The organism is Kocuria rhizosphaericola (assembly GCF_044462205.1).
GTDB classification, from domain to species: Bacteria; Actinomycetota; Actinomycetes; order Actinomycetales; family Micrococcaceae; genus Kocuria; species Kocuria rhizosphaericola.
Map to the genome: position 1 here is coordinate 21,256 of NZ_JBISWK010000118.1, position 13,364 is coordinate 34,619.

Annotated in this window: 12 protein-coding genes and 3 tRNA genes; 10 read left to right on the forward strand and 5 right to left on the reverse strand. The window is 73.3% G+C overall.

Annotated features, from left to right (window positions below):
* Positions 1 to 16: 16 nt before the first annotated feature.
* The 6 genes from ACH9D2_RS11830 to ACH9D2_RS11855 all read left to right on the forward strand — a co-directional run bounded on the left by ACH9D2_RS11830 (position 17) and on the right by ACH9D2_RS11855 (position 3,555).
* Positions 17 to 790 (forward strand): fumarylacetoacetate hydrolase family protein, encoded by a 774-nt coding sequence (locus ACH9D2_RS11830; protein WP_396363005.1) that lies wholly within the window; start codon positions 17 to 19, stop codon positions 788 to 790.
* A gap of 73 nt (positions 791 to 863) precedes the next feature.
* Positions 864 to 2,378 (forward strand): glutamate--tRNA ligase, encoded by a 1,515-nt coding sequence (gene gltX / locus ACH9D2_RS11835; RefSeq protein ID WP_396363006.1) that lies wholly within the window; start codon positions 864 to 866, stop codon positions 2,376 to 2,378.
* Between the two features lie 122 nt (positions 2,379 to 2,500).
* Positions 2,501 to 3,079 (forward strand): cupin domain-containing protein, encoded by a 579-nt coding sequence (locus ACH9D2_RS11840; RefSeq protein WP_396363007.1) that lies wholly within the window; start codon positions 2,501 to 2,503, stop codon positions 3,077 to 3,079.
* Between the two features lie 88 nt (positions 3,080 to 3,167).
* A tRNA-Gln gene (locus tag ACH9D2_RS11845) sits at positions 3,168 to 3,239 on the forward strand.
* Positions 3,240 to 3,261: 22 nt separating this feature from the next.
* A tRNA-Glu gene (locus tag ACH9D2_RS11850) sits at positions 3,262 to 3,337 on the forward strand.
* A 142-nt stretch (positions 3,338 to 3,479) separates the two neighbouring features.
* A tRNA-Glu gene (locus ACH9D2_RS11855) sits at positions 3,480 to 3,555 on the forward strand.
* Positions 3,556 to 3,725: 170 nt separating this feature from the next.
* Here ACH9D2_RS11855 and ACH9D2_RS11860 read toward each other — a convergent pair.
* Positions 3,726 to 5,174, reverse strand: a complete 1,449-nt coding sequence (locus tag ACH9D2_RS11860) for an alkaline phosphatase PhoX (RefSeq protein WP_396363008.1) — start codon at positions 5,172 to 5,174, stop codon at positions 3,726 to 3,728.
* 226 nt (positions 5,175 to 5,400) lie between these two features.
* On the opposite strand from ACH9D2_RS11860, the gene ACH9D2_RS11865 reads away from it, so the two are divergent.
* Positions 5,401 to 6,369, forward strand: coding sequence for an NAD(P)/FAD-dependent oxidoreductase (locus tag ACH9D2_RS11865; protein WP_396363010.1), 969 nt, complete (start codon positions 5,401 to 5,403; stop codon positions 6,367 to 6,369).
* A 355-nt stretch (positions 6,370 to 6,724) separates the two neighbouring features.
* Here the strand turns inward: ACH9D2_RS11865 and ACH9D2_RS11870 are convergent, their stop codons facing one another.
* The 4 genes from ACH9D2_RS11870 to ACH9D2_RS11885 form a co-directional block, all read right to left on the reverse strand.
* A complete protein-coding gene (locus ACH9D2_RS11870; protein ID WP_396363011.1) occupies positions 6,725 to 7,156 on the reverse strand; it encodes an OsmC family peroxiredoxin in 432 nt (143 codons plus the stop codon).
* Positions 7,157 to 7,303: 147 nt separating this feature from the next.
* Complete coding sequence (locus ACH9D2_RS11875; protein WP_396363012.1) at positions 7,304 to 8,560, reverse strand: heparan-alpha-glucosaminide N-acetyltransferase domain-containing protein; 1,257 nt, start codon at positions 8,558 to 8,560, stop codon at positions 7,304 to 7,306.
* Between the two features lie 122 nt (positions 8,561 to 8,682).
* A complete protein-coding gene (locus ACH9D2_RS11880; protein WP_396363014.1) occupies positions 8,683 to 9,063 on the reverse strand; it encodes a hypothetical protein in 381 nt (126 codons plus the stop codon).
* Positions 9,064 to 9,221: 158 nt separating this feature from the next.
* Positions 9,222 to 10,295, reverse strand: coding sequence for a TerC/Alx family metal homeostasis membrane protein (locus ACH9D2_RS11885; RefSeq protein ID WP_396363015.1), 1,074 nt, complete (start codon positions 10,293 to 10,295; stop codon positions 9,222 to 9,224).
* Between the two features lie 205 nt (positions 10,296 to 10,500).
* On the opposite strand from ACH9D2_RS11885, the gene ACH9D2_RS11890 reads away from it, so the two are divergent.
* Genes ACH9D2_RS11890 through ACH9D2_RS11900 form a run of 3 tightly spaced genes read left to right on the forward strand, consistent with a single transcriptional unit; the run spans position 10,501 to position 13,225 of the window.
* The gene (locus ACH9D2_RS11890) at positions 10,501 to 11,736 is read left to right on the forward strand and encodes a glutamate--cysteine ligase (protein WP_396363016.1); all 1,236 of its coding nucleotides are present in this window, start codon (positions 10,501 to 10,503) and stop codon (positions 11,734 to 11,736) included.
* Positions 11,733 to 12,524, forward strand: a complete 792-nt coding sequence (locus ACH9D2_RS11895) for an alpha/beta fold hydrolase (RefSeq protein WP_396363017.1) — start codon at positions 11,733 to 11,735, stop codon at positions 12,522 to 12,524. Before ACH9D2_RS11890 ends, ACH9D2_RS11895 begins: the two co-directional genes overlap by 4 nt.
* A complete protein-coding gene (locus ACH9D2_RS11900) occupies positions 12,521 to 13,225 on the forward strand; it encodes an esterase/lipase family protein (RefSeq protein ID WP_396363018.1) in 705 nt (234 codons plus the stop codon). The genes ACH9D2_RS11895 and ACH9D2_RS11900 overlap by 4 nt, the downstream gene beginning before the upstream one ends.
* Positions 13,226 to 13,364 lie beyond the last annotated feature (139 nt).

Consider the following 13,364-nt stretch of genomic DNA (forward strand, 5'->3'; position numbering starts at 1 on the left):
GGGATAGCCTGGTCCCATGCGAATTGCCAGGTTCACGGTCGACCACGAGATCCACTTCGGCGCGGTGCAGGGCGCCGCCGGCGAGGAGACGGTCACCGTCCTCGCGGGCGACCCCTTCTACACCGGGATCAACCCCACCCAGCAGCGCCACGACATCGCCGACGTCCGGCTCCTGGCCCCCGTGATCCCGCGCTCCAAGATCGTGTGCGTGGGCCGCAACTACGCCGACCACGCCGCGGAGCTGGGCAACGAGCTGCCCGCCTCCCCGATGCTGTTCCTCAAGCCCAACACATCCGTCGCCGGTCCGGGCGACCCCGTGACGCTGCCGTCGTGGACCGAGCAGGTCTCCTACGAGGGCGAGCTCGCCGTCGTCATCGGGCGGATGTGCAAGGACGTCCCGGCGGAGCGCGTGTCCGAGGTGGTCTTCGGCTACACCGCCGCCAACGACCTCACCGGCCGCGACGTGCAGAAGACCGACGGTCAGTGGGCGCGCGCCAAGGGCTTCGACGGCGCCTGCCCGCTCGGGCCCTGGATCGAGACGGACCTCGACACCTCCGCCCTCGCCGTGCGCAGCCGCGTCAACGGCGAGACCAAGCAGGACGGCAACACCCGGGACATGGTCTTCGACGTCCCGTTCCTCGTCTCCTACGTCTCCCAGGCCTTCACGCTCCTGCCCGGCGACGTCATCCTCACGGGCACGCCCGCAGGCGTCGGCATCGTCGACGAGGGCGACCGGATCGAGGTGGAGGTCGAGGGCATCGGCGTCCTGTCGACCGTCCTGCGCCGCTGACCTCCGCGAGCCCCGGCTCGCCCCGCCCTCCCGCACGACCACGCCCGCACCCCGATCGATCCACGAAAGAGCCATGACCGACACGTCCGCCAGCCCGGCCACCGCCTCCACCACGTCCACGCCCGTGCGCGTGCGCTTCTGCCCGTCCCCGACGGGCACCCCGCACGTGGGGCTGATCCGCACCGCGCTGTTCAACTGGGCCCACGCCCGGCACACCGGCGGCACCATGGTCTTCCGCGTCGAGGACACCGACACCCAGCGGGACTCGGAGGAGAGCTACCAGCAGCTGCTCGAGGCGCTGGCGTGGCTGGGGATCGACTGGGACGAGGGCGTCGAGACCGGGGGCCCGCACGCACCGTACCGGCAGTCGCAGCGCCTGGACGTCTACCGGGACGTGGCGGCCCGGCTGCGGGAGCACGGGGCCGTCTACGAGGCCTACTCCACCCCGGAGGAGGTCGAGGCCCGCCACCGCGCGGCCGGCCGCGACCCCAAGCTCGGCTACGACAACTTCGACCGCGACCTCACCGAGGAGCAGATCGCGGCGTTCCGCGCCGAGGGCCGGGAGCCCGTGCTGCGGCTCCGGATGCCGGACGAGGACATCGTGGTCCACGACATGATCCGCGGCGAGATCGTCTTCCGCGCCGGTTCCATCCCGGACTACGTGGTGGTCCGCGCCAACGGCCAGCCGCTGTACACGCTCACCAACCCCGTGGACGACGCCCTCATGGAGATCACCCACGTGCTGCGCGGCGAGGACCTGCTCTCCTCGACGCCGCGCCAGATCGCGCTGTTCCGCGTGCTGGTGGAGATCGGCTTCGCGAAGTACGTGCCCGAGTACGGCCACCTGCCCTACGTCATGGGGGAGGGCAACAAGAAGCTGTCCAAGCGTGACCCCGAGTCCAGCCTCTTCCACCTCAAGGACAGCGGGTTCGTCCCCGAGGGCCTGCTCAACTACCTGGCCCTGCTGGGCTGGTCCCTGTCCGCGGACGAGGACGTCTTCACCGTGGAGCAGCTCGTGGAGCACTTCGACGTCCACGACGTCCTGGCGAACCCCGCGCGGTTCGACCTCAAGAAGGCCACCGCCATCAACGGCACCCACGTCCGCCGGCTCGCCCCCGAGGACTTCCGGGACCGGCTCGTCCCGTACCTGCAAGCCGGCGGCGTGCTGGGGGAGGACCTGGACGAGCGCCAGCAGGAGATCCTCGACCGGGCGGCGCCGCTGGTCCAGGAGCGGATGAACCTGCTCGGCGAGGCCCCCGAGCTGCTGTCCTTCCTCTTCGCCGGCGACGACGAGATCGAGGTCGCCGACGACGCCCGCAAGCAGCTCAAGGACTCGGCCGGCGACGTCCTCCGGGCCGCGCTCGCGGCCCTGGAGCCGCTCGAGCAGTGGAGCGCCGCCGACCTCGAGGCCGCGCTGCGCGAGGCCATCGTGGACGGGCTGGGCATCAAGCCGCGCCTGGCCTTCGGGCCGGTCCGCACCGCCGTGTCCGGGCGGCGGATCTCCCCGCCGCTGTTCGAGTCCCTCGAGATCCTCGGCAAGGACTCCTCCCTGACGCGCCTGCGCGCGCTCGCCGCCCAGCTGGGCTGAGCCCCCGCACGGCCGGCGACGNCGGTCCGGGACTCGTGCCGCGGCAGGAGGCCCGGACCGTCGTCGTCATCTGCGCGCACCGGGGCTCTCCGGCGTAGCCTGGAGCACGGGGGGCGATCACCATGGAACGGACCGACGAGCAGATCGACGCGCTGCGCGCAGGACGCCCGCAGCACCGCAACCCGGTGCAGCGGGACACCGTCACGTGGTTGCGGACCGGGGCCGAGACGGGGGGCGAGCACGCCCTGCTGCACGTCGAGGTGGAGCCCGGCGGAGAGGTGCTCGCCCACTACCACCGCCGGTTCGGGATGCGCCTGCGCGTCCTGGAGGGCACGCTGCGCGTGCAGGTGGGCCACGTGGTGCGGGACCTGGCCGCCGGGGGAGAGGTCGAGGTGCCCCAGGAGCACGTGTTCCGCTGGAAGAACCCCGCCGGGACGCCGGCCCGGTTCGTCGTGGAGCTGCGGCCTGCCCACGAGGGCTTCGAGAAGGGCCTGGTGGCCCTGTACGGGCTGGCCCGGGACGGCCGCGCCCGCCGGGACGGCCGGCCGAAGAGCCTGCTGCGCACGGCCCTGCTCATCCAGTGGACGGACATCAACCTGCCGGGGATCTACCGCTGGCTCGGACCGGTCCTCCGGGTCCTCGCGGGGGTCGCCCGCCGCCGGGGGATCGACCGTGAACTCGAGGACCGCTACTGCGGCTGAGCCCGATTTGCCGCCCCGCCGGAAGGCCGGTATAGTTTTCTTGCGTTGCGCCGGTCGCCGCGGGAAACCGCCGGACCGGGGACGACAGTGGGATATGGTGTAATTGGCAACACTACGGTTTCTGGTACCGTCATTCTAGGTTCGAGTCCTGGTATCCCAGCACTGCTCCATCGGATCAGTACGGCCCCATCGTATAGCGGCCTAGTACGCCGCCCTCTCACGGCGGTAACGCGGGTTCGAATCCCGCTGGGGTCACCACCGCTGAACACCCCCGGACCACACGGTCCGGGGGTGTTCTCGTGTGCGGGCTCCGGCTGCCGGGCCGGCGTCCGGAGCAGGGTTCCGGACCTGGTACAGTGTACGAGGCCGGTCGCGGTGAAGCCGCGGACCGGATCGTCAGGGCCCCATCGTATAGCGGCCTAGTACGCCGCCCTCTCACGGCGGTAACGCGGGTTCGAATCCCGCTGGGGTCACCACGAGCGAAATCCCCCGGACCGCACGGTCCGGGGGACTTCTGCGTCTCCGGGGCCCGGCGTCCGCAGCGACGGTCCCGCCGAGGTGACAGCCCGTCGGGCCCTGTGCCGGTGCGCTTGTCGACCGGTCTCCTCCAGGGGCGGGACGCGTCCGTCCCACGAGCCGGCCCGGGTCAGCCGTCCAGCTCGTTCGACGGACGGGCCCACGGACCTGTGATGGCCAGGGTGAAGCCGGGCTGCTGGATGTTGACGAACAGGTGGTTCCCGTCCTCGGAGAACGCCGGGCCGCAGAACTCCGAGTCGTTGTAGTCGTTCCGGGCCAGGGCGTAGGCGCGTCCCCGCTCCGTCACCCCCACCAGGTGGCTGGTCCCGTCCCCGTCCTCGGCGAGCACGAGACCGCCCTGCGGGGAGATCGTGATGTTGTCGGGCCGCTCGAAGCGCATCTCGAGGTCCGGGTCCTCCCTGACCCCGAAGAGCACGGTCAGGGTCACCGTCCCGGCGGCCGGATCGTGGAACCACACCTGACCGTTGTGCACGTGCTCGGCCCCGCCCCGGGTCCCGCCGGCCCCACCGTCCTCCTCCGGCCCGTCCTGGGCGTCCGCGTAGCTGGAGACGAAATAGACCCCGTCGTCGTTCCACCACTGTCCCTCGAGCTTGTGCGCACGGGTGATCGCGTCGTCGGAGAACTGCCTGCGCACCGATTCGTCCCGGCCATCGCGGTCGGGGACGTCGATCCACTCGACGTCGTAGCGGGTGCCCACGCCGGTCGCCTCCGCCAGGTCCTGGACGACGGTCCCCTCCACGAGGCACCGCATGGCCTGCAGCCGGCCGGCGGTGTCACCGTCCTGCGACTCCGCGAGCTCGCGCAGGGCGTTCCGTCCCGGCACGAAACCGGGTGGGGGAGTCCAGCGGAAATAGAGCCCGCTGGGGTCCCCGGCGTCCTCCGTCAGGTAGATCCGGGTGGTGGCCGGGTCGACGGCCACGGCCTCGTGCGAGTAGCGGCCCAGGAACTTCAGGGGGACCGGGGACCTGCCGAGGTTGGCCTCGCGGCTCTCCGGGTCGACCTCGAACACGTAGCCGTGGTCCTTGGTGAGGCCGTCCTCGCCCGCTCGCGCGCTCGTCTCCTCGCAGCTCAACCACGTGCCCCAGGGCGTGACGCCGCCGGCGCAGTTGTTGACCGTCCCGGCCAGCGACGTGTACTGGGACACCCTGCGTCCCTGGGTGTCCACGACCAGGGTGGACGTGCCGCCGGAAGCGCCCGGATCGTAGGTGAGCCCGTCCACCGCGGGCACCGCGTGCGGCTCGGAGCCGTTGTTCTCGTGGTTGCAGACCAGCACGGTGCCGCCCTCGGGGCCGCCGAAGACGCCCATGCCGTCGGGGTCGGACGGATGGGTCCCGTCGGACGTCGCGGTCTCGCCGGAGCGTGCCAGCACCGTGTAGGAGAAGCCGCTCGGCAGCGCGAGGACGCCCGCGGGATCGGCGATCAGCGGCCCGTAGCCGACGGCCGCACGGGTCGTGGGATGGTCGATGCGACCGCACGACGCCAGACCCCCGAGGCCGGCGACCGCGAGGCCGAGGGCACCGGCGCCGAGAAAGCCGCGGCGGGAGAGACGAGATGGCATGGCACGGCTCCTCGGTCGAGGACAGGTGGCTGCCGGAGTGCAGCCCTTCGGCTCCGGTCACCCTAGCGGCGGCCGTGGCGTCGCGGCACTCCTTGACGCCGGGTGATGGGCGCGCGCGGCCCCGCCACAGCACTAAGCAGGCTTACATTTACGCCCCGGCACTGCTAGGTTGGCAGGGCGGCGCAGCACCGAAGCCGAGACCGTCGCCGGGACGAAGGAGCGCAGCATGAACGAGAACTACGACGTGGTCGTCGTCGGAGGGGGACCGGCAGGCCTCGCGGGGGCCCTGTGCCTGGTCCGCGCCCGGCGGACGGTCCTCGTGGTGGACGCCGGGGCCCCGCGCAACGACCCCGCCGAGCACATGCACAACTACCTCGGCCGGGACGGCGACGCCCCGGGCGCGCTGCTCGCCGACGGACGGGCCGAGATCACCGGCTACGGCGCCGACGTCGTCGACGGCACCGTGGTCTCCGCGCGCGCCACCGGGGAGGGCGGCTGCGACGCACGGTTCGACCTGACGCTCGAGGACGGCCGGTCCGTGCGGGCGCGCCGGGTGCTGATCACCACCGGGCTCACCGACGAGCTGCCGGACGTCCCCGGCCTGGCGCAGCGGTGGGGGCGCGACGTCATCCACTGTCCCTACTGCCACGGCTGGGAGTGGCGGGACGAGCCGCTGACGGTCCTGGGCACGGGACCCACGGCGGTGCAGCAGGCCCAGCTGTTCCGCCAGTGGAGCCACGACATCACGCTCGTGCAGCACACCGCCCCGGATCCCGACGACGACGAACGCGCGCAGCTGTCGGCCCTCGGCATCGCGTGCGTGTCGGGAGAAGCATCGGGCGTGGAGGTGGTCGACGACCGGATCGCCGGGCTGAGGCTCGTGTCCGGGGACCTGGTGCCGTGCCGTGCCGTGGTGGTCGTGCCGCGTTTCGCGGTCAGCTCCCGTCTCATCGACTCCCTCGCTCTGAGCACGGCGCAGGAGGAGGAGAAGGGCCACGCGGTCGGCAGCTACGTGCCCTCGGCGCCCACGGGAGGCACGGACGTGCCGGGCGTCTACGTGGCCGGCAACGTCACGGACCTGCACGCCCAGGTCCTCGCCGCGGCGGCCGCCGGGCTCAAGACCGGCACGGCCGTCAACACCGACCTGCTCGCCGAGGACCTCGACCGTGCGCTCGCCGGGCACGGCCGGACATGACGGACCCGGTCGACCACGAGCGGATCCACGAGGCGCTGGAGCGCACGCGCAGGACCTTCCACGCCCACGTCTCCTCCGCCGCGCCGGAGGCCCTGCAACGGACCGGGGCCTTCCCGGCCGGCTGGGACCCGTGCTTCCGGCCGTCCATCACTCTCACGGAGGTCTGCCGCTGCGCGACGGCGCACGTCGACCACCACCGGCAGCAGCTCGGACCCGGCACGGGTGACCAGGTGCGCGCCCAGGGCGCCGCGGCCCGAGGCGGTCCCGAAGGCGCCGTACGGGGTCATGGGGTCCTCCGCGAGGGGAGGCCCCCGCCGGCCCTGGTCTCCCCGGGTCGGCGGGGCCGGAGACCGGCTCAGGCCAGCGAGGCGTCCAGGGTGATGTCGACGGACAGGGCCTGCGAGACCGGGCAGCCGGCCTTGGCCTCCTCGGCGATGCGCGCGAAGTCCTCCTGGGAGAGGTTCTCCACCTGCGCCTCCACGATGAGCTTGACCCCCTTGATGCCCTCGCCCGCCACGAAGGTGACCTCGGCGGAGGAGTCCAGGCGGGTGGGCGGGGTGTCGTTCTGGGCGAGCATGTTGGAGAACGCCATGGCGAAGCAGGTGGCGTGCGCGGAGGCCAGGAGCTCCTCGGGACTCGTCCGGGGCCCCGCGCCGCTCTCCGCGCGCGTGTCCCAGTCCACGTCGAAGGGGCCCAGGCCCGAGCCGCCCAGGCTGGTGGTGCCCGAGCCGTTGAAGAGATCGCCGGTCCAGACGGTGCTGGCCTTGCTGACGACGGGTTTCGGCATAGTTCCTCCTGAGGTCCACGGCAGCCGGGCACTCCGCCTGCCGGCGCCGGTCGGCGCTGTTGTCACGCTAACGGATCCCCGGCGGCCTGCGACCGGCCGAGGACGTGTTTCGTCGGTCAGCGCGACCGCGGACGACCGTGGCACGCGCTATCCGAGGGGCTTCCTCGGGGTGTCCGGGCTGCGGGGGGTCCCGCGGTCGGCGACGGCGCGGGTGGTCGCGTGCGCGGCCGCGGACACGACCCGTTCCAGCGGGCCCCTCCCGAACGCGTGCCGCCAGGCGAGCGCCACGAGGGCGGAGACGACGAGGCAGGCGACGAACCAGAGGAGGGGGCTGCTGTAGTGGACCTCGGTGGAGAGCAGGACCAGCTGGCCCGTGTACAGGGACAGGGTCATCGCTCCCATGGCCGTGAGCGGCAGCAGCCACTTGCCGAACTCGCGCCCGACGAGCAGGAGGGCTCCGAGCACGGCCGTGCTCACGCCCAGGCTCCACGCCACCGACAAGGGCGTGTTCGCGTGCGGGGCGGAGAGCACCTGCCACCACAAGGAGGAGGTCGGCAGAGGCCCGTCGCCGCCGAACACGATGAGGTGGTCCAGGTCCGCCCGGGTCAGGGAGACGATGCTGTAGAGCAGGACGTTGTAGCCGTCCATGCCGTAGAGGAGCACCCAGGAGACGAGCTTGGCGAGGGCCGCGAGGCCGAGCCCCGCCGCCAGGAGGCGGGCCTGCAGGCGCAGGCTCTTGAGGTTGAGCCGGCCGAGGGCCAGGCCGGCGAGCAGGTACGCCATGTAGGTCACGGCCGGGTACGTGCCGGTCAGCGTCAGCTGCCAGAACAGCGCGACCGGTTCGGTGACCACGTGCGCGAAGGTCGGGTTGGCGGCGCTGTGCTCGGGCACCAGATCGCCCAGCCAGTGGATCAGGAACGGCCCGAGGAGCAGGAAGCCGCCGGAGCACAGGAGCAGGGTCCGCGCCCGCAGACCGAGGAAGGGCAGCGCGAGCAGGAAGAAGAGCCCGTAGTGGACCAGGATGTTGACGGCCGGCGGGTCCTCCGGCATGAGGTAGCCCACGGTCAGGCCGACTGCCATGATCAGCAGCGCGCGCACCGCCATCCCGGCGCGGGCGGCGGTGAGGTCCCGGCCCCTGCGGGGCCTGCGACCGCCGGTGGAGAAGGCGAGGCTGACCCCGGCGAGCAGGGCGAACAGCGCCGCGGAGTCCCCCGCGAACAGTATCCAGGACAGCGTCGGCCGGGCGTTGTCGGGGTAGGACTGCGGCAGGAAGTGGACGGCCGTCAGCCCGACGAGAGCCAGTCCCCGCGCGGCGTCCACGGCGACCAGGCGCCCGGCCGATCGGCGGGGGTCGAGCCCGCCGGCGGTCTCCGCGAGCCGGTCTCTCGTGGGGTGGTCGTTCATGGGTCCCGCCGTCCTGTTCCTCATCCCCGGTCCCACGGTGGGCCGCGCTCAAGGATGTCGTGTGCACTGCCGACAATCTTCGCACCCGGGCGGGTCGTCGCGGCAACGTTGCGCCGGGAGGCTCAGGAGGCCGTGCCCAGCGCCGGCCCGGCCAGTCCTGCGGAGCGGCGGTGCAGCACCTTGGCCCGCATCCGGCGCCGGGCGTCCACGGCGGCCGCGGCCGGTTCGGCGGGCTCCACCTCGGGCACGAGGATCTCCACCGCTCCGCGCAGGTCCTCGTCGTGCTCGACGGCCCCGCGGAGCAGGTCCACCGTGGCGGGCTCGAGCTCGCGCGCGCACGTGAGGTCCACGCTCACCCGCGCCGCGGGGAGCGTCGTGCGGGCCCGCCGGAGGACGGGGTGGAGCGCCTGCTGGTTCGTCCGGGTCAGGGCGCCGGTCACGCTGACCCGGACGTACCGGCCGTCGAGGTCCACCTCGACGAGGACGGCGATCTTGCGCTGCACGGAGTTCACTCCTTCACGGTGCTCGCGGTCCACCGCACCCACCGATGGACAGTAAGCACACTGTTCTTCCGGGTGCTGACAAACCATAAGCCGACTGTCGGTCGGGTCGCAAGCGTGGCGGAGGGGAGATCGGGAGCCCAGGGCCGCGCCGCCCCCTGTCAGCGGCCGCCCCCGCCGCTCTCTCCGCCGTCCTCTCCACCGTCCTCTCCGTGGTCCGACGGGGCCGCCCGGGACGCCCGGAGGTGCTGGAGCGCCGTGAGCTCCGCGGCGGTCGCGGTCCGGAACGGCGGAGCCCCCGCGCTCTCCGGCGCCCGCCGTCCCTGGCCACGGGTGGCGCGGAGGCTCGTCACGACCGACACGGTCAGGACGGCCGTGATCACCGCGAGGGACAGTCCCGTGGGGACGTCGACCACGTCGACCTTGAGCGCCATCTTGACGCCCACCCACACCAGGACCAGGGCCAGCCCGGCACGGAGGTGGACGAACCGGTGCATCAGGTCCGCCAGCAGGAAGTACATGGCCCGCAGCCCCAGCACGGCGAAGGAGTTGGCGGTGAACACGATGAAGACCTCGTCGGTGACCGCGAAGATGGCCGGGATCGAGTCGACGGCGAAGACCACGTCGGTCGCCTCGATCAGCACCAGGACCGCCAGCAGCGGCGTGGCCCGCAGCGCCCCGCCGACGCGCACCACCAGCCGCTGCCCGTAGAAGACCTCGGTCATCGGCACCAGCCGGCGGAAGACCCGCAGCACCTTCGACTGGTCCGGGTTCAGGCGCGCGTCCCGCTGCCGGAGCATCCGCCACCCGGTGTAGAGCAGGAACGCGGCGAAGAGGTAGAGCACGCCCTCGAAGGCGTGGATCAGCGCCGCGCCCGCGGCGATGAAGCCGCCGCGCAGCACCAGTGCGCCGAAGACGCCCAGGAACAGCACCCGGTGCTGATAGGCGCGAGGAACGGCGAAGTACGTGAGGATGACCGCCCAGACGAACACGTTGTCCACGGAGAGCGACTTCTCGATCAGGTACCCGGCGTAGTACTGCTGACCCGCCCGCGCCCCGAAGACGATCCAGACGACCACCCCGAAGCCCACCCCGCAGGCCACCCACGCCGCGGTCCACACCGCGGCCTCGCGCAGCCCGATCGCGTGCGGACGCCGGTGGGCGAGCAGGTCCACGGCCAGCAGCACCGCGATGCCGCCGATCACCGCTGCCCACCCCCAGAGCGGGACGTCCATCGCGACCAGCCACCCTCCGGTTCCGGACCGGAGGTCTCTCCCGGCCCGTTCCGGGCCCGCGCGCCGGATCCTGCGGGGGACCGTCGTGACGACGCTGCGCGGGGGGATACTCCCCTCCTGGAACCTCCAGCGAACCCCGCCGCGGGCTCCCCGTCAAGAGCCGGTCGCGGCGCCCGGCGACCGCCGGGCGGCCCGGCAGGCCCCGGTGCTACGCTCCGAAGTGCGCCGGAACTTCCCCGGCGACGACGGCCGGCCCGCCCGCCGTGCCCGTCCGCACCGCTCCAGCCCGTCCCGGATGGTGGTGATCACCGTTTCCCCGCACCCGTCCCCCGCAGGCTCCACCGGACCCACCCGCACGTTCGGCGTGGAGGAGGAGCTCCTCCTCGTGGACGCCGAGACGCTCGAGCCCGCGGCGGTGAGCCGCAGCGTGGTCCGTGACCGCGACGGGCACCCGGCGCGCTCCGGGCACTGGATCACCACCGAGCTGCAGCAGGAGCAGATCGAGGTCGCGTGCCCACCGGTGACCGGCCTCGCGGACCAGCTCACGGCCATCCGCCAGGGCCGGGCACTGCTGGACGCCGCCGCGCGCCGCACGGGCGCCCGGGCCGTGGCCCTGGCCGCGCCGGTGTTCCCGGCCCGGCCGCACCTCGTGCCCCATCCCCGCTACGAATGGCTCCGCGATCGCTTCGGCCTGGTCGCCGTCGAGCAGCAGACGTGCGGGATGCACGTCCACGTGGGCGTCTCCGACCCGGCCGAGGGCGTGGCCGTGCTGGACCGGATCCGCGTCTGGCTCCCGGTGCTCCTGGCGCTCAGCGCGAACTCGCCCTTCTGGTACGGCCAGGACACCGGCTACGACAGCTACCGGTACCAGACGTGGACCCGGTGGCCCACGGCCGGGCCCGACGAGCTCCTGGGCACGCCCGAGGAGTACGACCGCCGGTGCGAGGCCCTCCTGCGGTCCGGGGTGGCCCTGGACCGCGGCATGCTGTACTTCGACGCCAGGCTCTCCGCCCGGTACCCCACCGTGGAGATCCGGATCGCGGACGTGTGCCTCGAGGCCGAGCACGCCGCGGCGCTGGCGGCCCTGTCCCGCGCCCTGGTCGAGACGGCGGCCGCGCAGTGGCGGGCCGGCGCCGCGGCTCCGCCCACCGGCGTGGGACAGCTGCGGGCGTGGTCCTGGCAGGCCGGCGTCGCCGGGGTCGGGGGAGCGCTGGTCAGCCCGGTCTCCGGCGCGCCCGCGCCCGCCGCGGAGGTCGTGGCCGAGCTGGTCGACCTCGTACGCCCAGTGCTCGCGGAGTGGGGCGAGGCCGAGCAGGTGGAGGCGGCGGTGGCCGGCGTCCTGCGGGACGGCTCCGGGGCGCGGCAGCAGCGCGCGGCCTTCGCCGCACGGCAGGACCCGCACGACGTCGTGCGCGTGGCGCTCGAGGCGACCCACCGGTGAGGACCCGGCGGCGCCCCGCCCTGGAGCGGCGGCGGCTCGACGTCGGAACCCGCACGGTGGTCGTGCGGGGGACCTTCCACCGGGGCCTGCCCCCGGTGGTCCTCGTGCACGGCATCGGGATGTCGGGGAAGTACTTCCTGCGCCTGGCGGACGCGCTGGCGGCCACGCACGACGTCTACGCCCTCGACCTGCCGGGCTACGGGGCCGCGCCGCGCCCGGACCGGGCACTGTCGGTCCCCGAGCTCGGCCGCGTGGTCGCGGGAGCGATCGTCGGGCTGGGGCTGGAGGCACCCGTCGTCGTCGGACACTCCATGGGCTGCCAGATCGTGGTGGACACCGTCAAGGACCATCCCGGGCTGTGCTCGGGCTACGTGCTGGTGGGACCGACCGTGGACGCCTCCGCACGCACCCTGCTCCGCCAGGCGTGGCGGCTGCTGCGGGACACCCTGCGCGAACCGCCTCGGGCCAACGCGCTGATCGTCCGCGACTACCTCCGGATGGGCCCGCTGCGCTACCTGCGCACCACCCGGCACATGCTCCGCGACCGGATCGAGGAGGACATCCGGGACTGTGCGTCCCCCGGCCTGGTCGTGCGCGGGTCCCGCGACCCCATCGCCGGCCGGGACTGGGCCCGCCGGCTGGCCCGGGCCGCCCCCGACGCCGGCCTCCTCGAGATCCCCGGCGCCCCGCACAACGTCCAGCACACCGACCCCCGGGAGCTCGCCGCGGCGTGCGCCCCCTTCCTCGCCGCCTGCCGGCCCGGTCCCCGGCCCGGGAGCCCGTCGTGACCCCGCGCCGGGCGGGCGGCGCGGGCGCCGATCTCGCGGCATGGGCCCGGGACTACGTCTACGCGGTCCGGTGGCAGGCAGCCGGCCTCCTCGGCCGCTGGGACGCCGCCCACTACCGGGGTCCGGTGGCGCCCGGGAGGTCTCCGGTCGTGCTGATCCCCGGCATCTACGAGTCGTGGACCTTCATGCTCCCGGTGGCCGGAGTCCTGCGGGAGCACGGCCACGACGTCCACGTGGTCGAGGACCTGAGGTTCAACACCGGGACCATCGAGGAGATGGCGGCGCTGGTCGACGAGCACATCCGGCGCGAGGGGATCGAGCGCTGCGTGATCGTGGCGCACAGCAAGGGCGGGCTGATCGGCAAGCACCTGCTGGCCCACCACAACGAGCGCTCCGTGATCCAGGGCCTCGTGGCCGTCAACACCCCTTTCTCCGGCTCGAAGCTCGCCCGTCTGCTGCCCCTCCCGACCATCCGGGTGTTCCTGCCGCACTCCCCGGAGCTCACGGCCCTGACCACCAGCCGGGAGGTCAACCGGCACATCGTCTCCGTCTACGGGCTGTTCGACCCCCACATCCCGGGCGGCAGCCGGCTCGAGGGGGCGCGCAACGTCCAGCTGGGCACGCGCGGACACTTCCTGCCCCTGAGCGACCCCCGCGTGCACCGGGCGATCGTCGAGGGGGTCAGCGCGCTCGCCCGCTGACCCCTGGACCCGTCCCGGCCGGAACGGGCACGGCGTGGCGTCGGAGGCGACTGCTACGGTTCCGGCACCGGGTGCTCCCGCGCCAGGACGCCGGGGCAGGAGCGTCGGACGACGTCGGAGGGACCGGTGGGACCGTGGT

What these genes read in the sequence shown, in the direction of transcription:
- gltX (WP_396363006.1), top strand. Translation starts at nt 864, where the DNA reads ATGACCGACACGTCCGCCAGCCCGGCCACCGCCTCCACCACGTCCACG.
- ACH9D2_RS11830 (WP_396363005.1), top strand. Translation starts at nt 17, where the DNA reads ATGCGAATTGCCAGGTTCACGGTCGACCACGAGATCCACTTCGGCGCG.
- ACH9D2_RS11865 (WP_396363010.1), top strand. Translation starts at nt 5,401, where the DNA reads ATGAACGAGAACTACGACGTGGTCGTCGTCGGAGGGGGACCGGCAGGC.
- ACH9D2_RS11875 (WP_396363012.1), bottom strand. Translation starts at nt 8,560, where the DNA reads ATGAACGACCACCCCACGAGAGACCGGCTCGCGGAGACCGCCGGCGGG.
- ACH9D2_RS11860 (WP_396363008.1), bottom strand. Translation starts at nt 5,174, where the DNA reads ATGCCATCTCGTCTCTCCCGCCGCGGCTTTCTCGGCGCCGGTGCCCTC.
- ACH9D2_RS11885 (WP_396363015.1), bottom strand. Translation starts at nt 10,295, where the DNA reads ATGGACGTCCCGCTCTGGGGGTGGGCAGCGGTGATCGGCGGCATCGCG.
- ACH9D2_RS11840 (WP_396363007.1), top strand. Translation starts at nt 2,501, where the DNA reads ATGGAACGGACCGACGAGCAGATCGACGCGCTGCGCGCAGGACGCCCG.
- ACH9D2_RS11870 (WP_396363011.1), bottom strand. Translation starts at nt 7,156, where the DNA reads ATGCCGAAACCCGTCGTCAGCAAGGCCAGCACCGTCTGGACCGGCGAT.